The organism is Salinicola lusitanus (genome assembly GCF_038648475.1).
Classification (GTDB): domain Bacteria; phylum Pseudomonadota; class Gammaproteobacteria; order Pseudomonadales; family Halomonadaceae; genus Salinicola; species Salinicola lusitanus.
The window spans coordinates 4,403,212-4,425,691 of sequence record NZ_CP151919.1 but is presented as its reverse complement, the minus strand read 5'-3'; the positions used below and the strand labels follow the sequence as shown (position 1 = coordinate 4,425,691).

Sequence of the window (22,480 nt, the reverse complement as noted above, 5' to 3'; positions counted from 1 at the left end):
GGAAAGCGTGGATTGCGCGCTGTCCAGTGGTGCCTCGACTACTGCGAGGCGACCTGCAACTGAGGCGATGCCTCGACGCCGAGATTGGCCCGCAGCGTCTCGCTGTACCAGTTGACGAAGTCGATCACGCCGAACTCGTAGGTCTTGGAGTAGGGGCCTGGCTGATAGGCGCGTGAATTGATCCCGAGCTGGTTCTCCTCGGCCAGGCGGCGGTCCTGATCATTGGTGGCGTCCCAGACCTGGCGGAGACGTTCGGGGTCGTAGTCGACGCCTTCCACGGCATCCTTGTGCACCAGCCACTTGGTGGTGACCAGGGTCTCCTGCGGGCCGAGTGGCAGCACCCGGAACACCACCGCGTGATCGCCCATGAAGTGGTTCCACGAATTGGGCAGGTGCAGGATACGCAGCGAGCCCATGTCCGCATTGGGTATATGGCCCATCAGCTTGTTGCAGCCTGGCTTGCCATCCATGGTCATCGAGACGATGCCGTCGATCAGCGGCGTGCGGGTGAGGCGATTGCGCTTGCCGAACCGGGCCAACTGCCACGGTACCTCGCAGGCGGTCCAGTCGGCCTGCTTGCGGGCGACCAGGTCACGGTACTCGCCGGTGGAACGGGGGTCGTCGGTATCGTCGAACTCGATCAGCGAGTTGAGCAGTTCGGGATGGGCGCCGTTGCAGTGGTAGCACTCGCGATTGTTCTCGAGCACCAGCTTCCAGTTGGCGCGTTCGACGATGTTGGACTCCACCGCGACCTTGACGTTGTCCATGTCGTAGGGCGACAGGTAGTGTTCCAGAGATACCAGGAAGTCGTCGATCGGCTCCGGGTCCTCGCTCAGGTTGACGAACACGAAGCCGCCGGCGCTCTTCACTGCCACGGGCTTGAGACCGTAGGCGCTCATGTCGAAATCGGCGCCCATGTCGCTGCCGGCGAACAGCAGCCGGCCGTCGAGCTCGTAGGTCCACTGGTGGTAGGGGCAGACCAGCTTGGCGACCTTGCCCTTGTCCTTGAGACACAACCGGGATCCGCGGTGGCGGCAGACATTGTGAAACGCCTGGATGCGATTCTCGGCACCACGCACCACGATGATCGAGTTGCTGCCGATCTCGATCTTGAAGAAGTTGCCCTTGGCGGGGATCTCGCAGCTCATGCCGGCGAACAGCCACTGCTTCTCGAACACTTCCTCCATGTCCAGCGCGAACAGTCGCGAGTCGTTGTAGAACGGCTGGGGCAGCGAGAACGTCGGGTCACGCTGGTCCAGCATTTCCGCCACGGCGGCGCGAGTCTCGGCAAGTGAACCCTCCAGACTGTCGCGTGGAAGTGGTGACATGGTCGCATCCTCATCGATAACAGGTGTGGGTCTTCCCGAACATGACCGCGGGAACGACCGGGTGGAGTGGCTATTGTGGTGTCGATTTTAAGCTGTCGGTCTGACTTTCGGCGAGTGTCGCTCAGGTGCTGGTGATGAAATTGTCCAGCCGCGACACTCGTCGATGCCAGGCCGACCGCCGACCACAATTGCTCACCGGGGCGTCACACGTTGACACCGGGTCGGCGATGACGTCGCGCGGCTGTCACAGGGCGTCATTTTTCGTACCGGCAGCGCCGTTTTACCGGTGGCTGGGGGTGGTTGACATGCCCGTGTCGTTGATAGGCAAGTCGGTCCGCGTCGGCGTGCGCAGAATCCGCTGAGAACGGTAATTCACCGGAAGCGGCTGAGCGGATTGGCATTCTCGCCCTGGCCATTTCCCCGATCGAGTGCGGTGACGATGGAATTCTTCAATCCGGTCAATACCCAAACCTGGACCAACGGCCGACATCAGGTACGGTGCGTCAAGGTGATTCAGGAAACCTGGAACGTGCGAACGTTCTGTTTTATGGCCGACCAGCCGGTGATGTTCTTCTTCAAGCCGGGACAGTTCGTCACGCTGGAGCTTGAGATCGCCGGCCAGCCGGTAATGCGTTCCTACACGATCTCCAGTTCCCCCTCGATCCCCTACAGCTTCTCGATCACCGTCAAGCGGCTGCCAGGGGGGCAGGTCTCCAACTGGTTGCACGACAATCTCAAGATCGGTGACCCGATGGTGGTTCACGGGCCGGTCGGCGATTTCAACGTCATCGATCATCCGGCGGAGAAAGTGCTGATGCTCTCCGGCGGTGTCGGCATCACGCCGCTGATGTCGATGACGCGCTGGTTCTTCGATACCAATGCTGCCGTGGATCTCGAGTTCATCCACTGTGCCCAGGCGCCCAACGACATCATCTACCACCGTGAACTGGTCCACATGTTCTCGCGGCTGCCGGAGTTCCGCCTGCATATCGTCTGCGAGCGCAGCGACGAGCTCAGCCAGGCCTGGTCCGGTTTTCGAGGCTATCTGACGAGGCAGATGCTGACGCTGATGGCGCCGGACTATCTCGAAAGGGAAGTGTTCTGTTGCGGGCCGGCGCCCTTCATGAAGGCGGTGCGCCAGGTGCTGCAGGAAGATGGCTTCGACATGTCGAGCTACCACCAGGAGTCCTTCGGCGCGACGCCGTTGAGCGTTCAGGAGGATGTGCTGGAACTCGCCGAGCAGGCCGAGGCCGATGCCGAGGAAGTCGATACGGCGACGCTGATACCAGTGGAATTCACCGGCAGTGGCAAGAGTATCCGCGTCAGTGAAAACGACACCATTCACTCGGCTGCCGCCAAGCTTGGATTGCACATTCCCAAGGCCTGCGGGATGGGAATCTGCGGCACTTGCCGGGTCATGAAGCTGGAAGGCGAAGTCGAGATGGAGCACAACGGCGGCATTACCGAGGAGGACGAAGCGGAAGGTTTCATCCTGTCGTGCTGTTCGAAGCCGCGGGGAAAAGTCGTCATCGATTTCTGAGCCACGAGCCACGAGCCACGAGCCACGAGCCACGAGCCACGAGCCACGAGCCACGAGCCACGAGCCACGAGCCACGAGCAAAGCGCTGCAAGTGTTAGACCTTTGGACCTGACGACTGTCGTCGCGGCGTCATTCGATGGCGTGAAGAGACCGTTTCGACGTCGATGTAACTCCTAGTCTGGTCTCGCGCCTTCATGCGATGTCGTCGCCAGAGCGGCACGACACAAGGCATTCCGAGATCAGACCCAGGAGTCCACGCCATGTCTTCATCCGCCAACCGAGGCGTCGTCTTTCGCGGTGCCGGCAAGGTCGCCGTCGAGAGTATTCCCTTCCCCGAACTGGCGCTCGGCAGCCGCCAGTGTCACCACGGCGTCATTCTCAAGATATTGACCACCAACATCTGCGGCAGCGACCAGCACATGGTGCGTGGCCGAACCACCGCGCCGGAAGGGCTGGTGCTCGGCCACGAGATCACCGGCGAGGTGATCGAGTGCGGCCGCGATGTCGAGTTCATCAAGAAGGGCGACATCGTCTCGGTGCCGTTCAACGTGGCCTGCGGCCGCTGTCGCAACTGCAAGCGCGGCGATACCCATATCTGCCTGCACGTCAACGGTGACCGCGCCGGTGGTGCCTACGGCTATGTCGATATGGGCGGTTGGGTCGGCGGTCAGGCCGAGTACGTGATGGTGCCCTATGCCGACTTCCAACTGCTCGTCTTTCCCGACAAGGAGCAGGCGATGGAAAAGATCCTCGATCTCACCATGCTCTCGGACATCTTCCCCACCGGCTTCCACGGCTGCGTGACCGCCGGTGTCCAGCCCGGGTCGACGGTCTATATCGCCGGTGCGGGTCCGGTAGGGCTGGCCGCCGCCGTCTCCGCTCAACTGCTGGGTGCGGCCTGTGTCATCGTCGGCGACATGAACGACAAGCGTCTTGATCAGGCGCGCAGCTTCGGCTGCGTCGGGCTCGACCTGAAGCAGGATGCCAGCATGTCGGAGCTGATCGAATCGGTCCTCGGCGTGCCGGAGGTCGATGCGGCGGTCGATGCGGTGGGATTCGAGGCCAACTGCCATGGCCACAACCATTCTCATGAGCAGCCGGCCACCGTGCTCAACGCCACCATGGAGATCACCCAGGCCGGTGGTCGGGTCGGCATTCCAGGGCTCTACGTCACCGAAGATCCGGGCGCCGAGAGCGAAGACGCCAAGCACGGCAATATCTCGATGAAGTTCGGTCTCGGCTGGGCCAAGGCGATGTCGTTCCACACCGGTCAGACACCGGCCATGCGCTATCAGCGCCAGTTGATGCAGGCGATCCTTCACGACAGGGTACAGATCGGCAAGGCGGTGAACGTGCAGACCATCTCGCTCGACGAGGCGCCCCAAGGGTACGCCGACTTCGATGGCGGCGCGGCGAAGAAATTCGTCATCGATCCGCATGGGACGCTCAAATAGCCACGAGCCACGAGTAGCGCCGGTTCCGGGGCGCTGTCAGAAGAGCCGGCGATGCCTTGGGGCATCGCCGGCTCTTTTTCGTTGGCTGGGCCAGCGAAAGGCAGCAGAATCGAGTCATTCCGATCGTCCGACAGGAACCCGACCGAGACCGATGATGACAGAGCCGACCCCGAATCTGCCGCGCTGCGCCTGGGCGCAGACGCATCCACTGAATGCCGAGTACCACGACGAGGAGTGGGGCGTACCGGAGTACGACAGCCGCGCGCTGTGGGAAAAGTTGATCCTCGATGGATTCCAGGCGGGACTCTCCTGGCTGACCATCCTCAAGAAGCGTGACGCCTTCCGCGAGGCCTTCGAGGGCTTCGATCCCGTCAGAATCGCCGACTATGACGAGCATGACATCGAGCGTCTGATGGGCAACGCCGGCATCATCCGTTCCCGATCCAAGATCGAGGCGACCCTCGGCAATGCCCGGGCCTACCTCGCCATGCAGGACAACGGCGAGGATTTCTCCGAGTTCCTGTGGGGCATGGTCGGCGGCCGGCCGATCCAGCGGGACTTCGAGCGCGATGGGCCGGTCCCCACCCAGACGCCGCTATCCCTGGAGATTTCCAAGGCGCTCAAGAAGCGTGGGTTCAAGTTCGTCGGTCCGGTCATCGTCTATGCCTGGATGCAGGCCGTCGGCATGGTCAACGACCACGCCGACGATTGCCATCGCCGCAAGCCGGTGGCGGCGATGGGCTGATCGCCGCCACCGGACCGGGCTGCCTCGCGGCAGGCTCAGTCCAGGCGTCCATCGAACAGCTCGCGAAACGCGGCATAGCGCTTCTCATGCATGTCACGCGCTGCCGGGTCGGGCTCGAGTACGCCCTCGCCAGGCGCGAGTGCACGGGCCACGGCCAGCAGATCGCCATCGCGCCACGGCGCCATGGCGGCCACGGCGACCCCCAGCAGCACGGGCTCCGGTGCCTCCGACAGCATCACGCGGCAGCCGGTGCCATCGGCGTAGAGCTTGCGCAGCAGGGGGGAGCGGTTGTGGCCGCCGCTGAGGTGGAGCGTGTCGATGGCGTAACCGTTGGCGTTCATGCGCTCGATGATCGCCCGCGTTCCGTAGACCAGTGCCGTCGCGGCGGCCCAGTACACCTTGATGAAGGTCTCCGTGGGGGATTCCAGCGTGAGGCCGACGATGGCGCCACGAATGTCGGGGTCAGCCAGCGGTGAACGATTGCCTATGAAGTCCGGGCGAACGTGAAGGTCCGGTGCCGGATCGCCTGTTGCAAGTCGTTCCAGCAGCAGTTCCGAGAGGGCGCCGTGGGGATCGTCGCCAAACTCGCTACCCGCGCTGAACAGGTCGACGATATGGTCCAGCAGGGCGCCGGTCAGGCTCTGGCCCCCCTCGTTGGCGACGAATCCGTCGCACAGGGCACCCGGATAGGGGCCCCAGACGCCGGGGACCTCGCGACGTTCCGGCTGGGCACCGATATGACAGGTCGAGGTGCCGGCAATCACCGCCAGCCGATGCGCCGAGTGCGCGTCGAGGCTGCGCCCCAGCGTGCCCATGGCGCCGGCATAGGCGTCGATCATGCCCACGGCAAACAGACAGTCGGTGGTGAGGCCGAGCTCGGCCGCGGCCTTCTCGCTCAGTCGCCCCAGCGGTTCGCCCACGGCGGCGGCGCGATCGGGCAGCGCCGCGCGCTCGAGGACGTCCGTCATGTCGATCTGGGCGAGGAATTCCCGATCCCAGCCGCGGTTCGGGCGCGGATCGAAGGTCCATTTGCAGGCCAGCGTGCAGACCGAACGGCGATCGATGCCGGTGCAGTGATAGCCCAGCCAGTCGCCGAGGTCACCGGCGTAACCGATGTTGTCGTAGAGTTCCGGTCGGTTGCGCTTGAGCCACATCAGCTTGGGCATCTGCATCTCCGGCGACATCACTCCGCCGAGATTGGCCAGTGGTGCAGCCTGGGTCGCGGTACAGATCGACGCCTCGGCCGTCGCCCGATGATCCATCCAGACGATGATGTTCCAGGACTCGTCGCCCGGCGATAGCGTCAACGGCTCATGCTGACGGTCGAGCAGCGCCAGTGAACAGGTCGCGCTGACCGACATGCCCTTGACCTGGGCCGGCTCGATGTCCGCCTGCTGGACCGCGCGGCGGGTGGCGTCGCAGACGGCTCGCCAGATATCGGTGGTGCTCTGCTCGACATGGTGTTCGAGAGGACGATGAATGGCGATCGGTGCCTTCGCCTCGCCCAGCAGTTCGCCGCGATCATCGAAGACCCCGACGCGGGCGCTGCCGGTGCCGATGTCGACGCCCAGTGAATAAACGGTATGGGACATGGTTGACCTGTTCATGAGCGTTTGAGAAAGGGCATGCGCAGCGTCATCACGACGATCAGGAACGCGCCCCAGACGGCGGTGGCGAGATGCTGGCTGGCGCCCATCAGGTTCATGCCCGAGGCGATCACCTGGAGGCTCATCAACCCGAGCACCAGTGGCAGCACGCGCCCGAAGCCGCCGAACGGATTGGCACCGGCGAGGAAACAGGCCAGTACCGTGATCAGCAGGTAGCTCTCGCCATGGCCCACGCGGACGGAGTTGAACCGTGCCAGCATCACCATGCCGGCGATCGCGGCCAGCAACCCGGAGAGGGTGTAGAGCACGATCAGCACGCGGCGCACGTCGATACCCGAGTACTCGGTGGCACGCAGGTTGGAACCGATCATGTGGATCGAGAACCCGGTGCGCGTGAACTGCATGAAGTAGGCGAGCCCGCCGGCGGTCAGCAGGAAGATCAGCATCGGGATGGGGATACCGATCAGGGTGCCGCTGCCGAGCCACTGAAAACCGGCCGGCATGCCGGAGATGCCGCCGCCACGGGTCAGGAACTCACCCAGCCCCTGGAGGAAGATCATCGCGCCCAGCGAGACCAGAATCGGATGGGCGCCAACCCGCGCGACAATGACGCCGATCAGCAAGCCGGCTGCACTGCCGACGGCGAGACCGGCGCCGATACCCGCGACCATGCCGAGCACGCCAGCGTCGCCGAGGGCATTCTGCACCAGCCAGGCGGTGGTCAGCCCCGCGATATTGGCGGTGAAGGTCACCGCGAGGTTGAGACCGCCGGAGATGATCGGCACGAGCATGGCCAGGGAGAGCAGACCGAGCTCCGGAAGTTGCACGGCCATCGAGCGCACATTGACCGCACTCAGAAAGCCCGGCGCCATCAGGGCGAAGAATGAGACGCTCGCCACGAGCAGCAGCGCCATGATCCCGATCTCGAGCGTGTCGGCGCCGAAACGGAGGGCGTGACGGGGGGCTGATACGGAACTCATGAGCGTGCCTCCTGGGAAATCGGGCGACGGGGCAGCAGCTTGTCGAGGTTGCTGCAGGTGATCGCGGCGAGAATGATGAAGCCGACGATCATGCGGAAGGCATAAGGTGTCACGCCAAGGAGATTGAGCCCGTTCTGCACCACGGCCAGCAGCAGCACGCCCAGCAGCGCCCCGGTCACCGAGCCGCGTCCGCCACCGAGCGTCGCACCGCCGAGGACCACGGCCGCGAGAATCGGCAGCTCCTGGCCGATCAGCGCGTTGGGGACCACTTCCTGCACGATGTGGGCCTGCATCAGCCCGGCGACGCCGGCGCAGAGACCCAGCCAACCGTAGGCGAAGGCGTGGATCATTCCCACCCGCACCCCGGAGCGCCTGGCCGCTTCCGGGCTGGAGCCGAAGCCGTAGATGGCCCGGCCGAATCCGGTCCGGGTGAGGATGAATCCGGTGGCAAGGCTCATCACCACCATCACCGCCACGGGGAGATAGAGCGTCGCGCTGCCTCGCGAGGCGGGCAGGTCGATCAGCGGGACCGAATAGTAGAGCCAGTCGGGGACGTCGTAGATCGACACGCCGCCGGTGAAGACCATCAGCAGGCCGAAGTAGAGGTTGAAGGTGCCGATGGTGACGATGATCGAGACGATACGGAAACGGTGAATCAGGAAGGCGTTGACCAGGCCGAGCAGACTACCCACGGCCATCGACAGGAGGATGCCAAGCATCCAGTTGCCGCCGCCCAGGTGATCCAGCAGTAGCGTCATGACCACGTACTGCACCACCGAGGCCGCCACCGCGAACGAGATGTCGATGCCGCCGGCGATGAGCACCACCACCAGCCCGACGGCGAAGATCATGTTCACGGACTGGTTGTTGAGCAGGTCGAACAGATTCTGCGTCGTCAGAAAGGTATCCGTGGTCACACCCAGGATGAGACAGAGCGCGACGATGATCGCGGCCAGCACGCCCTCGGTGCCGAGGTGCAGTCTACGCATTGATGATCTCCTCGAGGGATGCCTCGGTGGTGGCATTAGGCGTGAGCTCGCGGCTGACTCGGCCCGCCTTGAGGACCACGACGCGGTCCGAATTCATCCAGATTTCGCCGGCCTCGTCCGAGATGAGGATGATCGACATGCCCTCGTCGGCCAGTTGGCGAATGATCTCGAAGATGCCCGCCTTGGCGCCGACATCGACGCCCACCGTGGGGCAGTCGAGAATCAGCACGTCAGGCTTGGTCGCCAGCCACTTGGCCAGCACGATCCGCTGCTGGTTGCCCCCGGAGAGGGAGGAGACCGCGAGTTCGGCGTCGCTGACCTTGGTGCCGAGACGCTGGATCCACTCGGCGGTCAGCTCGCGAAGACGTCGCGGGGAGAGGAAGCCCCGTGGCTTCTCCAGTTCGTCCAGTACCGTCACGGCGGTATTCATGTTGATCGACTGATTCTGGACCAGTCCCAGATGCAGGCGGTCCTCGGAGACGTAGGCGATGCCGTTGCGGATCGCGTCCCGATTGGAGCGCAGCGTCAGCGGCTTGCCGTTCTTGAGTAGCTCGCCGCCGGTGGGGCGATTCATGCCGAACAGAACGTGGGCCAGCTCTGTCCGTCCCGCACCCAGCAGCCCGGTGAGACCCAGTATCTCGCCGCGATGCAGCGTCAGCGAAACCTCCTCGAACTCGCCGGTGCGGCTCAGATTGCGCAGTTCGAGTACCGGCTCGCCCGCGCAGGCGGCTTGGCGCGGAGTGAGTGTCAGCTCGCGGCCGGTCATCAATTGCGACAGCCGGGTCTGGGTCATGCCCTCGGTGGAATAGGTCCCGACCAGGGCGCCGTTGCGCAGCACGGTCACTCGCTGACAGACCGCCAGCACCTCCGACAGCCGGTGACTGACGAAGACGATGGAGATTCCCTGAGCCGAGAGCGAGCGGGTGATTTCCAGCAGGGTCTGTACTTCGTTGCGGGTCAGCGAAGCCGTGGGCTCGTCCATGAACACGATTCGAGCCCCGGCGCGCAGGACCCGGCAGATCGCCACCAACTGACGTCGCGCGATGGAGAGATCCTCGACCCGGGCATCGGGGTCGAGGGGGACTCCGAGTCGTTCGATCACCCCACGCGCCTCGCTGCGAGCGGCTCGGCGGGAGAGCGGTCGAAAAGGGCTGGCCACGTAATCGTCGAAGACGATGTTCTCGGCAACGCTCAGGTGCGGGAACAGGGCCAGATCCTGCCAGATGACGTGGATCCCGAGCGCGCGAGCGTCGTGAGGGGTGATACGGCTCACGGCGGTGGCATTGCCGAACGAGAAGGTCGCCCCCGCTTCCGGTGTGTAGACGCCGTTGAGTATCTTGATCAACGTGCTCTTGCCGCAGCCGTTCTCGCCGGCGAGGCAGAGTACCTCGCCACGACGAAGCTCGAAGGAGACGTCATCGAGTACCCGGCTCTGGCCGAATACCTTGCTGACGCGCTCCGCCCGTAGTGCGATGTCATCCATCGCTGTCTCTCCCGGAAGGCAAGATGAAGGAAGGCCGCGCGGGTATCGCGCGGCGATGACGGTCGAAGCGCTTCAAAGGCCGAGTTCGGCCAGTTGATCGACCGTCTCCTCGTTCAGCTCCAGCGGCTTGGAGGCGAACAGGGTATGACCGTCGAGGCGGACCTTGCCCAGTACCGGCAGGTCGTCGCCATCGGCGATCTCGCCACCTTCGTAGAGTCTGTCGCCCAGCGCGACGAAGGCCTTGCCGGCTTCCAGCGGGCTCCACTGGAAACCGCCGGTAATGACGCCCTCGTGGACCAGGCGGCGCCCCTGCCCGGGGGAGAACAGGCCCATGACCTTGATGTCTCCGGCCAGGCCCCGCTCCTTGACGGCTCGTGCCGCACCGATGGTGCCCTGGCTGCCGAAGGACATGATGCCGGCCAGGTCAGGGTGGGCGCGGATCAGATCCAGGGTGGTATTGCGGCTGTCGTCGACGCTCTCGGCGACACCGAAGCGATCGGCGGCCTGCTTCATGTCCGGGCAGTTCTGATCGAGCCATTGAATGGCGGCATCGGCCCAGGCGTTGTGGGCCGGCACGTTGAGTCCGCCGACGTAGACGGCATAGGAACCTTCGCAGCCGGTGGTGTCGGCGAGCAGCTTGGCGTGCTCTTCACCCAACTGCTGGGCGGAGATCATCTCGAAGTCGTAGTCGATGTTCTCGGAGTCGGGACTTTCATGCGTGAGGACGATGATGCCCTGGTCGCGGGCCTTCTTGAGCACCGGCTCCAGCACTTCGCGATCATTGGGGACCACACCGATGACATCCACGCCACGAGCGATGAGATCCTCCACCGCGCGCACCTGCAGCGCGGGGTCGGCGCTGGTGGGGCCGATCATGTAGGCATCGACGCCGAGCTCATCGCCCATCTCCTCGATGCCTTGCTCCATGGCGTTGAACCAGGGAATCCCGCCGACCTTGGCCACGACCGCAATGGTGGGTTTGTCTTGAGCCTGCGCCACGCCGGCACTGCCGATGACGCCCGCGATAACGGTCGCGGCGAGATAGAAGTTGCGTTTCATGATCGGTTCCCCGTCGTTGGTGGTCCGATAGCGCAGCCCGGTCGAGGGGTCTTGACCAAAGTCGGTTATGAATGCGCAATCGGTTGTGCAACTATTCGTTTCTGCATCGTCCGGGTCAATGCGACTTTTGATCTACCGAAGGGGAGGGCCCAAGTGTCGAGCGAGCAATCCAGAAAGCTGACGATCTACGATCTCGCCAAGCTGGCGAACTCCTCGCCGAGTACCGTCAGCGCCGTCTTGAACGGTACGTGGCAGCGGCGTCGGATCAGCCGCAAGCTGGCCAAGCGAATCCTCGAGCTGGCCGAGCGCGAGGGATACTCGACCAACATGCAGGCGCGGGCGCTGCGCCGCGATCGCTCCGGCATTCTCGGCATGATCCTGCCGCTCTACGACAACCGCTATTTCAGTTCGATTGCCCAGGTATTCGAGGCGGAGGCGCGCCGGCGGGGTATTTTCACCATCGTCTCCTGCACCAATCGCGATCCGGCGCAGGAGCGCGAGGCGGCCAGGATGATGTTGGCCTACCGCGTCGAACATCTGATCTGTACCGGAGCAACGGACCCGGACGCCATCGCCGAAATGTGCGGTGCTGCGGGGATCGCCAGCCTCAACCTCGACCTGCCCGGCACGACCGCGCCGTCGGTCATCTCCGCCAATCGCGAGGGTGCGCGCCGGCTGACGGATGCGCTGCTCGACCGGCTCGAGGCGCGGCGAGCCGACGCGGCGCGGGTGCTGTTCATCGGGGGGCGAGCCGAGGACCACAACACCCGAGAGCGTATCGAAGGCTTTCGCCAGGCCCGTGAGAGGCGCGGTCTGGCCATGGAGCCGGCGGATATCGTCCCCTGCGATTATGCCGCCGAGAAGGCCCAGGCAGCGCTCGAGGCTTACGTCGTTCGTGAGGGCCGGTTGCCCGCCGCGATGTTCGTCAATTCCACGATCTCGCTGGAAGGTATCGTCCGCTGGCTGCGCCTGGGGGGGCATGACGTGAACGACATCATCATGGGCTGCTTCGACTGGGACCCGCTGGCGGCTGCCTTCCATCCGCGCCTGATCATGATGCGTCAGGACGTTCCCACGATGATCGCGCGTCTCTTCGACTGGATCGACGTTCCGCCCGAGGATCCGGCGAGCCGCCTGGAGGTCATGCCGGAGATCGTCGGCGACCCTGCGCAAGCCCGGGTCGCCGGATAGCCGCTATTTCTTCTCTCTACGTCACGTCGGTCGGTCGTCCTCTCGAGCGAGAGGGGTGGGCTCTGTCGTGAATCGCAATGTCATGTCGCAAACACGCCCAATCGTGACGTCGCAGCGCATCATGCCCCCCTAGGTGGACGATACCATCGCGGAAAATCACCGCACGCCGACCGCGTGTCGCCACGGCGACGAGCGACGTAGAGAGGGTCCCCATGCAACGTTATTCCGGTTTCAGCCTGGTCAAGCACGCGCTCAGTCATCACGAGAACTGGCAGCGCCACTGGCGTAACCCCACCCCCAAGAAGCGCTACGACGTGATCATCGTCGGCGGTGGCGGCCACGGTCTGGCGACGGCCTACTATCTGGCCAAGGAGTTCGGCGTCACCAATGTGGCGGTGATCGAGAAGGGCTGGCTGGGCGGCGGCAATACCGCGCGCAACACCACCATCGTGCGCTCCAACTATCTGTGGGACGAGGCGGCGCAGCTCTACAACCACTCTCTCGATCTGTGGAAGGGGCTGTCCCAGGATCTCAACTACAACGTGATGTTCTCGCAGCGCGGCGTGCTCAACCTGGCGCACACCCTGCAGGACATGCGTGACGTGCAGCGCCGGGTCAATGCCAACCGCCTCAACGGCATCGACAGCGAGGTGGTGACGCCCGAGCAGATCAAGGAGATCGAGCCGGCGCTGGACATCTCCAAGAGCGCGCGTTACCCGATCATGGGCGCCTCGTGGCAGAAGAGTGCCGGGGTCGCGCGTCATGACGCCGTGGCCTGGGGCTTTGCCCGCGGCGCCGATGCCCTGGGTGTCGATCTGCTGCAGAACACCGAGGTGACCGGCTTCAAGATCCGCGATGGCCAGGTCTACGGTGTGCATACCAACCGCGGCGATATCGAAGCGCACACGGTCGGCTGCGTAGCCGCGGGCAACTCGGGCGTGCTGGCCAAGATGGCCGGGCTCAAGCTGCCGCTGGAGTCGCATCCGTTGCAGGCGCTGGTCTCCGAGCCGCTCAAGCCGATTCTCAACACCGTCACCATGTCCAACCACGTGCACGGCTACGTCAGCCAGTCCGACAAGGGCGATCTGGTGATCGGCGCGGGGATCGACGGCTATCTCGGTTACGGGCAGCGCGGCAGCTTCCCCACCATCGAGCACACCCTGCAGGCGATCGTCGAGATGTTCCCGATGTTCTCGCGGGTGCGCATGAACCGGCAGTGGGGCGGCATCGTCGATACCTGCCCCGACGCCTGCCCGATCCTGTCCAAGACCCAGGTCAAGGGACTCTATTTCAACTGCGGCTGGGGCACCGGCGGCTTCAAGGCCACCCCCGGCTCCGGACACGTTTTCGCAGCCAGTCTGGCTAAAGGGGAAATGCACCCCATCGCGGCGCCGTTCTCCATCGACCGGTTCCATACCGGCGCCTTGATCGATGAGCATGGCGCCGCCGGCGTGGCGCACTGAGGGTACGAATGCCTGCGCGAGCGAATCGCTGCGTTACGCGGTACTCGGACATTCGCCTAATCCCGCGTTATGTCTCTTGTCCTGCGTGCCGTGTGCCTTGCGCTTCATCTCGCTCGGCAATTTGTACAGGGACTGCTCGTAACAAGTCCAAATCGGAGTAAACAACATGTTTCATATCTTCTGTCCCTACTGCCAGGAGTACCGCGAGGAAGAGGAGTTCCATCCCAGCGGTCAGGCACACCTTGTTCGTCCGGCCGATCCCGCCAGCGTGAGCGACGAGGAGTGGGGGGACTACCTGTTCTTCCGTGACAACCCGCGCGGCATCCACCACGAGATGTGGGTGCACCGGCTGGGCTGTCGCAAGTTCTTCAATATCACTCGCGACACCGCGAGCTACGAGATTCTCGAGACCTATCGCATGGGCGAGCAGCCGAGCATCACCGCCGCCAACGCCGAGGTGCGCCGCGAGCAGGGCGTGCAGACCGCCGACGGCGGCTGGCAGACCGTGGGCGCGCGTCCCGAGAATAGCCGGCTCAACGAGGAGACGCCGTCATGACCCAGTCCAATCGTCTCAATCAGGGCGGGCGCATCGACCGCTCGCGGCGGCTGTCGTTCACCTTCAACGGCCAGCAATACATGGGCTTCGCCGGGGACACCCTGGCTTCCGCGCTGCTGGCCAATGGGGTGGATGTCGTCAACCGCAGCTTCAAGTATTCGCGTCCGCGCGGAATCGCCGCCGCCGGGCCGGAAGAGCCCAACGCCATCGTTCAGCTCGGCGCCAGCGAGGCCGCCCAGGTGCCCAACGTGCGTGCCACCCAGCAGGCGCTGTATGACGGCCTGGTGGCGCGGGGCACCAACGGTTGGCCCAGCGTGCAGCGCGACGTGATGGGCTGGGTCGGCAAACTGGGTGGCAGCTTCATGCCGCCGGGCTTCTACTACAAGACGTTCATGGCCCCGGCCTCGATGTGGATGACCTACGAGAAGTTCATCCGCAAGGGCGCCGGTCTCGGCCGCGCGCCCACCGAAGCCGACCCGGATATCTACGATCATTTCAATCAGCACTGCGACGTGCTGGTGATCGGCGCCGGCCCCGCCGGGCTTTCCGCCGCGCTCTCCGCCGCGCGTGCCGGTGCGCGGGTGATCCTGTGCGACGAGCAGGAGGAGATGGGCGGTTCGCTGCTCGATAGCCGTGAATCCATCGACGGCGCTCCTGCCAGCGCCTGGGCCGAACAGGTGGTGGCCGAGCTCGCCGGCCTGGATAACGTCACACTGCTGCCGCGGACCACCGCCAACGGCTATCACGACCACAACTTCGTCACCCTGCACGAGCGGCGGACCGAGCACCTCGCCGATACCGCCGCGGGTGCCGGTCGCGAGGGTGAAGTGCGCGCACGGCTGCACCGAGTGCGCGCCGGCCGCGTGGTACTGGCCAGCGGCAGCCACGAGCGCCCGCTGGTCTATGCCAACAACGATGTGCCCGGCAATCTGGTGGCGGGGGCGGTCTCTGTCTATATCCGCCGCTATGGGGTGGTGCCGGGGCAGCGGCTGGTGCTCTCCACCAACAACGACCACGCCTACCGCGCGGCGCTGGACTGGCAAGAGGCCGGCCGTGAGGTGGTCGCGGTGGTCGACTCGCGGGCCAAGCCGGACGGCGATCTGGTCAAGCAGGCCCGCGACGCCGGTATCCGCGTCATCACCGGTAGCGCCGTGATGGAGGCCACCGGCAGCCAGCGCGTCAGCGGTGCCAAGGTGGTGGCGATCGACACCGAGCGCTTCGTGGTGACCGGCAAGGTCGAGACGCTCGAGTGCGATACCATCGCCAGCTCCGGCGGCTACAGCCCGGTGGTCCACCTGGCCTCGCACACCGGCAAGCGCCCGCAGTGGCGCGACGACCTGCTCGGCTTCGTGCCCGGCGAGGTCAAGGGCATGCATTTTGCCGGCGGCGTCCATGGCGTCTATGCCCTTGGCGAGACGCTCACCGACGGCGCGGATGTGGGTGCCGAGGCGGCCCGAGCGGCGGGCTTCGAGGAGGCCGCGGCGATCGCCGTACCCGACGTCGCGGTGCGCCAGGAGTCGCCGACCAGCGCGCTCTATCAGATCCCCCACGAGAAGCCGCCGCTGCGCGCGCCCAAGCAGTTCGTCGATCTGCAGAACGATGTCACCGCAGCCGCCGTGGAGCTGGCGACCCGCGAGGGCTTCGAGTCGATCGAGCACGTCAAGCGCTACACCGCGCTGGGCTTCGGCACCGACCAGGGCAAGCTGGGTAACATCAACGGCATGGCGATCGCCGCGCGCTGTCTCAATCGCTCGATTCCCGAGGTGGGAACCACGGTCTTCCGTCCCAACTACACCCCGGTCAGCTTCGGTGCCATCGTCGGCCGCCACTGTCGCGATCTGTTCGATCCCGAGCGCTATACCGCGCTGCACCAGTGGCACGTGGAGCACGGCGCCGAGTTCGAGGATGTCGGCCAGTGGAAGCGCCCCTGGTATTTTCCACAGAAACGCCGCGCCGACGGTCAAGATCGTCTGGAGACGATGCATGAAGCGGTGGCGCGCGAGTGCCTCGCGGTGCGCCGCGGCGTGGGTATCCTCGACGCCTCGACCCTGGGCAAGATCGACATCCAGGGGCCGGATGCGCGTGAGTTCCTGGGCCGGGTCTACACCAACAAGTGGGCCAAGCTGGCACCGGGGCGCGTGCGCTACGGGCTGATGTGCAAAGACGACGGCATGCTGATGGACGATGGGACTACCAGCTGCCTGGCCGAAAATCACTTCCTGATGACCACCACCACTGGCGGCGCCGCCGGCGTGCTGGAGTGGCTGGAGCTGTGGCACCAGACCGAATGGCCGGAACTGCAGGTCTACTTCAATTCGGTCACCGACCACTGGGCGACCATGACCGTGACCGGTCCGGACGCGCGCAAGCTGATGTCGGAAGTGACCGATATCGACCTCGACCGTGAGCAGTTCAAGTTCATGGACTGGAAGGAGGGCAAGGTCGCCGGCGTCCCCGCGCGGGTGTTCCGTATCTCCTTCACTGGCGAGCTGGCGTTCGAGATCAACGTCCAGGCCAACTACGCCATGCACGTGTGGAAGGCGCTCTTCGCCCACGGCGAGAAGTACGACCTCACGCCCTACGGCACCGAGACCATGCACGTGCTGCGTGCCGAGAAGGGGCTGATCATCGCCGGTCAGGACACCGACGGCTCGGTGACCCCGGAGGATCTGGGCATGCACTGGGCGGTGGGTTACGACAAACCGTTCTCGTGGATCGGCCAGCGCGCGCTGACGCGTCCGGACACCGCCCGCGAGGATCGCAAGCAGCTGGTGGGGCTCAAGCCCAAGGACCCCAAGGTGGTCCTCGAGGAGGGGGCGCAGATCGTGCTCGACCCCGAGCAGAAGATTCCCATGACCATGATGGGCCACGTCACCTCGAGCTATTACAGCCCGGTACTGGAGAGCGGCTTCGCGCTGGCGGTGCTCAAGGGCGGACGCAACCGGATGGGCGAGACCGTCTATCTGCCGATGTCCGACGGCACTGTCCACCAGGCCGAAGTCGTGAGTACCGTCTTCATCGATCCCAAGGGAGAGCGCCAGAATGTCTGAAGCCCATTCCGAAGCCAGTGTCGGCAACGCTGCCACTTTCGACACGCATCCGGGCGCCGACGCCGGCGTCATCCCCGAATCGCCGCTGCAGTGGAGCCGAGTGCAGGGGCACGTCACCGAGGAGGGGGGCGCCGCCGAGCAGATCCGGGTGGTCGAACGGCCATTCCTCGGTCATCTGGTACTGCGCGGTGGGGCCATCACCCTCGACGAGGCGGTGCGCGCCGAACTCGGCGTGAGCCTGCCGGGCAAGCCGCTGGGGCTGGTGCTCGACGCCGAGGGTAGCCGTTCGGTGCAGTGGGTCTCGCCGGACGAGTGGCTGGTGATCGTGCCCGCCGGCGAGGAGTTCGAGCTGGAGAATCGGCTGCGTGCGCGGCTGGGGGATGCCCACTTCGCCATCGTCAACGTCGGCGGCGGCCAGACCCTGCTGGAGCTCTCCGGCGAGAAGGCGCGTGAGCTGCTGATGAAGTCGGTCACCTACGATGTCCACGAGCATGGGCTGCCGGTGGGCAAGGCGGTAGGCACCGTCTTCGCCAAGACCAGCGTGGTGCTGCGGCGTCCCAGCGAAGAACGCTTCGAGCTGGTGATACGGCGCAGCTTCGCCGACTACTGCGTGCGCTGGCTGCGGGATGCCGGGCGCGAGTACGGGCTGCGCGTGGCATCCGCGTCGCCCTGATCATCGATAGCCCCCGCCATGGCGGGGGCCAGGCCTGGCGGGAGCCAACATGCACTCTGAAAACAACAGCTGGATTCTGTCCGCCCAGTGCCCCAGTCGTCTGGGCACGGTGGACGTGGTGACCCGCTTCCTCAAGGAGCAGGGCTGCTATATCACCGAGCTGCACTCCTTCGACGACTATCGCGGCGGGCAGTTCTTCATCCGCGCGGCCTTTCTGCCGGAGCAGGCCGATTTCGATGGCGACGGCTTCCGCGAGCAGTTCACCGCGCGGGCGTCGGCCTTCGACATGCAGTTCGAGCTGACTCCGCCGGACTATCGCCTGCCGGTGGTGATCATGGTCTCCAAGACCGACCACTGCCTCAACGATCTGCTCTATCGCTATCGCACCGGGCAACTGGCGATCGACGTCCGCGCCATCGTCTCCAACCATCCGGATCTGGAGCCGCTGGCGGCGTGGCACGGGCTGCCCTATCACCATCTGCCGATCACTCCGGAGACCAAGGCGGAGCAGGAGGCCGAGGTGCGCCGGGTGGTCGAGGAGAGCGGGGCCGAGTTGGTGGTCCTGGCGCGCTACATGCAGGTGCTATCCCCCGAGCTGTGCCACCACTTCGCCGGCCGCGCGATCAACATCCACCACTCGCTGCTGCCCGGCTTCAAGGGTGCCAAGCCCTACCACCAGGCCTACGAGAAGGGCGTGAAGCTGGTCGGCGCCACCGCCCACTACATCAACGACGATCTCGACGAGGGCCCGATCATCGCCCAGGGCGTCGAGGCGGTCGACCACGCTCACTATCCCGAGGATCTGGTGGCGCGCGGACGCGACATCGAGTGTCTGACCCTGGCGCGGGCGGTGCGCTATCACCTGCAGAAGCGCGTCTTCCTGCACGCCGGAAGAACCGTGGTATTGACGGGGTGATCCGGCCGCCCGTTTGCCGTGTCGCGCGATACCTTCTATACCGATAGGCGCGAGGAAGCGGGAAGCTTCCCCGCTCCCTCCGGGGAGTGTCATCATTCGACGCAAGGAGTCAGTCATGCGGCTATCTTCATTGGCGGGTCGTCTCGCCATCCTCTGTGTCCTTGGTGGCGTTGGTTCTAGCGGCGTCGCCATGGCGCAATCCGACGATTCACCGCCATCCGATGACGCCCATCGAAACCCGGAGATGCAAGCCGACACCCGGGAGGGGCAGAACCAGGGCGCCTCCGCGCAGTACGAGATGAGTGGCGAAGAGACGCGATCCGGTGACGACGTGGACGACGGCGATCCCGGAAAAGCGTCATCACGGGGGGAGCTGATGAAGGGAACGCTTCAGTACGAACGTTCGCCCGACAGTACTTCGTCTACCCCCTGAGCTTGACGCGATTTTCGACAGGAATCGACGTCGACGGGCTTGTGTCGTCCGCTGCTTGCAGACACAATGCGCTCAGCACGGAAGGGGAGTATTCCGCCGCCGGCGCGTCAGGCGCCGCCGGTCGATGATTTCGTCAGCACGGGCCACATTGCCCCGGAATCATCGGTTGCCACGGCCGCTTACGTAGCCGCAGGCAGCGGGAGAGACTTTCGGTGACGTTCACCGTCTACCGGAGGTTCCTCTATGCACGTACCCGTCTGGGTCTGGCTGGCGACTGTCGCCGGCATCGCCGCACTCTTCATCTTCGATTTCTACGCCCATGTGCGTAAGCCTCACGATCCCACCTTCAAGGAAGCGGCCTGGTGGTCGGTCTTCTTCATCGCGCTGGCGATAATCTTCGGTGGCGGTCTATGGTGGATCTGGGGCGCGCAGCATGGCGCCGAGTATTTTGCGGGTTTCATCACCGAGAAGAGTCTGTCGGTCGATAACCTGTTCGTCTTCCTGATCATCATGTCCAAGTTCGCGGTACCGCGCGCCTACCAGCAGAAGGCGCTGTTGATCGGCATCGTGATTGCGCTGATCCTGCGCGGTATCTTCATCGCGGTCGGTGCCGCTGCCATCGCGCAGTTCAGCTGGGTTTTCTATCTTTTCGGCTTTTTCCTGCTCTACACGGCGATTCAGCTGGTGCGTGAGGGCGCGGGCGGTCATGACGAGAACGAGGAGTACGAACCCAATGCCATCGTACGCTGGATCCAGCAGCGTCTACCGGCCACCGACGAGTTCGACCGCGATCGCCTGCTGACGGTCAAGAACGGCAAGCGTCTGGTGACCCCGCTGTTCATGGTGGTGGTGGCGCTGGGGATGACCGATGTGCTGTTCGCACTGGACTCGATTCCGGCGATCTACGGGCTGACCAAGGAGCCCTATATCGTCTTCACCACCAACGCCTTCGCGCTGCTCGGTCTGCTCCAGCTCTACTTCCTGCTCGGCGGCCTGCTGACCCGACTGGTCTATCTCAGCCTGGGGCTGTCGTTCATCCTGGCCTTCATCGGGGTCAAGCTGATCATCGAGGCGATGCATACCAACAGCCTGCCGTTCATCAACGATGGCCAGCCGCTGCATCTGGTGCCGGAAATCCCGATCTGGCTCTCCATGTCGATCATTCTCGGCACCCTGGTGGTCACCACCGTCGCCAGCCTGGTCAAAAGCCGACATCTGAAGTCGGCGACGTCTCACCAGGAGTGACATCGCCGTAGATCCGATGCAGTAGATCCCGCACTCCCGCCATGGGAATCGCGGCTTCCGGCCCGGGCGGGAACATGCCGGGCCGAAAGCCGTTATCGAGGAATCCCCGTAGCAGCGCCGGATCGTCGCTGATCACATGCATCGGTACATCCTTGCCGGGGCTGCCGCCGATGATGGCCGGTGCGGCCTGGTGGTCGCCGAGGATCATCATCAGGGCATGATCGCCGCCGGGCAGGTTCCCGCCCAGGTAGCGCCGGGCGAAGCCGGTGGCTGCCTGCAGCGAGTAGTCGATGGCCGGAGCGTAGTTCCGGCGCATCGCCTCGGTGTCCTGCCACAGCGAGGCGTAGTCGTCGCCCGCGCCTCTCCAGCGATCGAAAACCCGGCCGTCGCCGACCGTCGACCAATCCTCGATCACGTCGATGACCGGCGACCACGGGGCGTGGCTGGATAGCGTCGCCAGTTCGGTAAAGCTCGGCCCTTGGTGGCGTGACAGCGCATAATCCTCGACCCGCTGCCAGGTGAACTGGTCCGGCATGCTGGCCCAGCCCATCGAGGGGCCTTGATAGCCCATGCTCTCGGCGGTGTGGATTTCGTCGTAGCCGTAGAGGTCACCTTCGGGCCAATCCCGGATGATGCCCGGCATGATGGCGATGGTGGTGTGCCCGGTCGCCTTGAAATCGTCGATCAGGGTCGAATGGGGGCTGTTGATCATCAGCTCGAACCGCAGTTGAGAGGTGACCGGCAGGCCACTGGCGAAAGTGGCGTGATTGAGCCAGGACTGGCCGCCGAGCGTGGCGGCGGTGACGCGCCCGGTGACGACCGACAGGCCGGCGGCGCCGAGTTGATGCTCTATCGTCTCCAGGCGTGGGCGAAGCTCGGCCTTGAACGGTTCCCGCTCGATGGCCGCGACGCCGTAGGACTCGATGAAGCCCAGAATGACATCGGTGTTGGCCAAGCCGGGGAGCGCCTGGCCGTCGGGCGCCGCATAGGCGTGGTCGTCGTCGTACAGCTGGCGCCCGAACGTCGCCATCGCCTGGCGTGTCTCCTGGGCTCGCTGCCATTCGAACATGACGAAGCTGGCGGCGGGGTGGCCGAGCCTGGTAATCCCGGCCGGAGCGTTGCCCATGGATACGGCATTGACGACCGCCAGGCCGATACCGCTCGTCAGGACCAGCAGCAGCGCCAGCGCGCGTGGCGTATTGCGGGCGTGGAAGCCGCGCAGCAGGCGTGCCAGCAAGAGGCCGGTGGCGAACGCGGCGAGGCCGGCGGCCGACAAGCCTGCGACGGCCAGTGGCAGGCCGAGATTGGTGACGATCAGCTCGATCAGGATGGGGATCAGCTTGATGTCGGTGTAGAGATTCAGCGATCGACCCTGCATGGTCTGTGTCAGGGCGTCGCCGGCGGCACCGAAGACGATCGCCAGCGCGAACAGGACGACCAGTCCGGATAGCCAGCGCCGCCAGCGCGAGGGGGGCAGCAGGGCGAGCAGACCGACGATGAGCGGTGCCTCGAGCGCGATCCAGTGGCGTGGTGGAAACCCCGCCCAAGGGAGTTCCGGTGTCAGCAGCAGGACGTTGAGCAACGAGAGGGCCAGCACCAGGTGCCAGCGAGGCGCCTGGGGAAGAGAGAACGTCATGGCTCGTCCTTGAGTCGGGTCGGGCGATTCGGGGTCGGCATGGCTTTGACCTGCGTTCGTCGGGTGGGCGTGAAGCGAATCCGTTCATCAACCTACGCAGCGCGCAAGGTTTCGGATGGCACGTTAAACTGA

At 64.8% G+C, this 22,480-nt stretch carries 18 protein-coding genes; 11 read left to right on the top strand and 7 right to left on the bottom strand.

Annotation, left to right across the window (positions count from 1 at the left end; genetic code table 11):
* Positions 1-38: 38 nt before the first annotated feature.
* On the bottom strand, positions 39-1,328 hold the full coding sequence (locus tag AAGT95_RS19945; protein ID WP_342594907.1) for an aromatic ring-hydroxylating dioxygenase subunit alpha: 1,290 nt from the start codon (positions 1,326-1,328) through the stop codon (positions 39-41).
* A gap of 439 nt (positions 1,329-1,767) precedes the next feature.
* On the opposite strand from AAGT95_RS19945, the gene AAGT95_RS19940 reads away from it, so the two are divergent.
* The 3 genes from AAGT95_RS19940 to AAGT95_RS19930 all read left to right on the top strand — a co-directional run bounded on the left by AAGT95_RS19940 (position 1,768) and on the right by AAGT95_RS19930 (position 5,067).
* A complete protein-coding gene (locus AAGT95_RS19940) occupies positions 1,768-2,868 on the top strand; it encodes an FAD-binding oxidoreductase (protein ID WP_425356037.1) in 1,101 nt (366 codons plus the stop codon).
* A 260-nt stretch (positions 2,869-3,128) separates the two neighbouring features.
* The gene (gene fdhA, locus AAGT95_RS19935; protein ID WP_110598401.1) at positions 3,129-4,322 is read left to right on the top strand and encodes a formaldehyde dehydrogenase, glutathione-independent; all 1,194 of its coding nucleotides are present in this window, start codon (positions 3,129-3,131) and stop codon (positions 4,320-4,322) included.
* Between the two features lie 154 nt (positions 4,323-4,476).
* Entirely contained in the window at positions 4,477-5,067 is a 591-nt protein-coding gene (locus AAGT95_RS19930; RefSeq protein ID WP_110598962.1) for a DNA-3-methyladenine glycosylase I, read from the top strand.
* A gap of 35 nt (positions 5,068-5,102) precedes the next feature.
* Here AAGT95_RS19930 and AAGT95_RS19925 read toward each other — a convergent pair whose 3' ends face one another.
* The 5 genes from AAGT95_RS19925 to AAGT95_RS19905 all read right to left on the bottom strand — a co-directional run bounded on the left by AAGT95_RS19925 (position 5,103) and on the right by AAGT95_RS19905 (position 11,185).
* On the bottom strand, positions 5,103-6,659 hold the full coding sequence (locus AAGT95_RS19925) for an FGGY family pentulose kinase (RefSeq protein WP_342594905.1): 1,557 nt from the start codon (positions 6,657-6,659) through the stop codon (positions 5,103-5,105).
* A gap of 11 nt (positions 6,660-6,670) precedes the next feature.
* Complete coding sequence (locus AAGT95_RS19920) at positions 6,671-7,654, bottom strand: ABC transporter permease (protein ID WP_342594904.1); 984 nt, start codon at positions 7,652-7,654, stop codon at positions 6,671-6,673.
* On the bottom strand, positions 7,651-8,643 hold the full coding sequence (locus tag AAGT95_RS19915) for an ABC transporter permease (protein WP_342594903.1): 993 nt from the start codon (positions 8,641-8,643) through the stop codon (positions 7,651-7,653). Before AAGT95_RS19915 ends, AAGT95_RS19920 begins: the two co-directional genes overlap by 4 nt.
* Positions 8,636-10,126 carry a sugar ABC transporter ATP-binding protein gene (locus AAGT95_RS19910; RefSeq protein ID WP_110598397.1) on the bottom strand — a complete coding sequence of 497 codons (1,491 nt, stop codon included), beginning with the start codon at positions 10,124-10,126 and terminating at the stop codon, positions 8,636-8,638. Before AAGT95_RS19910 ends, AAGT95_RS19915 begins: the two co-directional genes overlap by 8 nt.
* Before the next feature lie 72 nt (positions 10,127-10,198).
* Positions 10,199-11,185, bottom strand: coding sequence for a substrate-binding domain-containing protein (locus AAGT95_RS19905; protein WP_342594902.1), 987 nt, complete (start codon positions 11,183-11,185; stop codon positions 10,199-10,201).
* A 153-nt stretch (positions 11,186-11,338) separates the two neighbouring features.
* Between AAGT95_RS19905 and AAGT95_RS19900 the strand changes: the two genes are divergently transcribed.
* From AAGT95_RS19900 to AAGT95_RS19865, 8 genes are all read left to right on the top strand, one after another.
* On the top strand, positions 11,339-12,376 hold the full coding sequence (locus tag AAGT95_RS19900; protein ID WP_342594901.1) for a substrate-binding domain-containing protein: 1,038 nt from the start codon (positions 11,339-11,341) through the stop codon (positions 12,374-12,376).
* Positions 12,377-12,588: 212 nt separating this feature from the next.
* Positions 12,589-13,839 carry a sarcosine oxidase subunit beta family protein gene (locus AAGT95_RS19895; protein WP_342594900.1) on the top strand — a complete coding sequence of 417 codons (1,251 nt, stop codon included), beginning with the start codon at positions 12,589-12,591 and terminating at the stop codon, positions 13,837-13,839.
* A gap of 166 nt (positions 13,840-14,005) precedes the next feature.
* Positions 14,006-14,395, top strand: coding sequence for a sarcosine oxidase subunit delta (locus AAGT95_RS19890; protein WP_342594899.1), 390 nt, complete (start codon positions 14,006-14,008; stop codon positions 14,393-14,395).
* The gene (locus AAGT95_RS19885) at positions 14,392-17,445 is read left to right on the top strand and encodes a sarcosine oxidase subunit alpha family protein (protein ID WP_342594898.1); all 3,054 of its coding nucleotides are present in this window, start codon (positions 14,392-14,394) and stop codon (positions 17,443-17,445) included. The genes AAGT95_RS19890 and AAGT95_RS19885 overlap by 4 nt, the downstream gene beginning before the upstream one ends.
* Positions 17,438-18,118: a sarcosine oxidase subunit gamma gene (locus AAGT95_RS19880; RefSeq protein ID WP_342594897.1), complete on the top strand. Its 681-nt coding sequence runs from the start codon at positions 17,438-17,440 to the stop codon at positions 18,116-18,118. Before AAGT95_RS19885 ends, AAGT95_RS19880 begins: the two co-directional genes overlap by 8 nt.
* 49 nt (positions 18,119-18,167) lie before the next feature.
* A complete protein-coding gene (gene purU / locus AAGT95_RS19875) occupies positions 18,168-19,034 on the top strand; it encodes a formyltetrahydrofolate deformylase (RefSeq protein WP_342594896.1) in 867 nt (288 codons plus the stop codon).
* A 115-nt stretch (positions 19,035-19,149) separates the two neighbouring features.
* Positions 19,150-19,467: a hypothetical protein gene (locus AAGT95_RS19870; protein WP_342594895.1), complete on the top strand. Its 318-nt coding sequence runs from the start codon at positions 19,150-19,152 to the stop codon at positions 19,465-19,467.
* 243 nt (positions 19,468-19,710) lie between these two features.
* Positions 19,711-20,712 (top strand): TerC family protein, encoded by a 1,002-nt coding sequence (locus AAGT95_RS19865; RefSeq protein WP_342594894.1) that lies wholly within the window; start codon positions 19,711-19,713, stop codon positions 20,710-20,712.
* Here the strand turns inward: AAGT95_RS19865 and AAGT95_RS19860 are convergent.
* Complete coding sequence (locus AAGT95_RS19860; RefSeq protein WP_342594893.1) at positions 20,669-22,348, bottom strand: alkaline phosphatase; 1,680 nt, start codon at positions 22,346-22,348, stop codon at positions 20,669-20,671. The two genes, AAGT95_RS19865 and AAGT95_RS19860, sit on opposite strands and share 44 nt — an antisense overlap.
* Positions 22,349-22,480 lie beyond the last annotated feature (132 nt).

Bases quoted from the DNA above. Each gene is read 5' to 3' on its own strand.
- AAGT95_RS19910 (WP_110598397.1), bottom strand. From the start codon at position 10,126: ATGGATGACATCGCACTACGGGCGGAGCGCGTCAGCAAGGTATTCGGC.
- AAGT95_RS19890 (WP_342594899.1), top strand. From the start codon at position 14,006: ATGTTTCATATCTTCTGTCCCTACTGCCAGGAGTACCGCGAGGAAGAG.
- AAGT95_RS19925 (WP_342594905.1), bottom strand. From the start codon at position 6,659: ATGTCCCATACCGTTTATTCACTGGGCGTCGACATCGGCACCGGCAGC.
- fdhA (WP_110598401.1), top strand. From the start codon at position 3,129: ATGTCTTCATCCGCCAACCGAGGCGTCGTCTTTCGCGGTGCCGGCAAG.
- AAGT95_RS19860 (WP_342594893.1), bottom strand. From the start codon at position 22,348: ATGACGTTCTCTCTTCCCCAGGCGCCTCGCTGGCACCTGGTGCTGGCC.
- purU (WP_342594896.1), top strand. From the start codon at position 18,168: ATGCACTCTGAAAACAACAGCTGGATTCTGTCCGCCCAGTGCCCCAGT.
- AAGT95_RS19885 (WP_342594898.1), top strand. From the start codon at position 14,392: ATGACCCAGTCCAATCGTCTCAATCAGGGCGGGCGCATCGACCGCTCG.
- AAGT95_RS19945 (WP_342594907.1), bottom strand. From the start codon at position 1,328: ATGTCACCACTTCCACGCGACAGTCTGGAGGGTTCACTTGCCGAGACT.
- AAGT95_RS19880 (WP_342594897.1), top strand. From the start codon at position 17,438: ATGTCTGAAGCCCATTCCGAAGCCAGTGTCGGCAACGCTGCCACTTTC.
- AAGT95_RS19920 (WP_342594904.1), bottom strand. From the start codon at position 7,654: ATGAGTTCCGTATCAGCCCCCCGTCACGCCCTCCGTTTCGGCGCCGAC.
- AAGT95_RS19940 (WP_425356037.1), top strand. From the start codon at position 1,768: ATGGAATTCTTCAATCCGGTCAATACCCAAACCTGGACCAACGGCCGA.
- AAGT95_RS19895 (WP_342594900.1), top strand. From the start codon at position 12,589: ATGCAACGTTATTCCGGTTTCAGCCTGGTCAAGCACGCGCTCAGTCAT.
- AAGT95_RS19865 (WP_342594894.1), top strand. From the start codon at position 19,711: ATGCACGTACCCGTCTGGGTCTGGCTGGCGACTGTCGCCGGCATCGCC.
- AAGT95_RS19915 (WP_342594903.1), bottom strand. From the start codon at position 8,643: ATGCGTAGACTGCACCTCGGCACCGAGGGCGTGCTGGCCGCGATCATC.
- AAGT95_RS19930 (WP_110598962.1), top strand. From the start codon at position 4,477: ATGACAGAGCCGACCCCGAATCTGCCGCGCTGCGCCTGGGCGCAGACG.
- AAGT95_RS19870 (WP_342594895.1), top strand. From the start codon at position 19,150: ATGCGGCTATCTTCATTGGCGGGTCGTCTCGCCATCCTCTGTGTCCTT.
- AAGT95_RS19905 (WP_342594902.1), bottom strand. From the start codon at position 11,185: ATGAAACGCAACTTCTATCTCGCCGCGACCGTTATCGCGGGCGTCATC.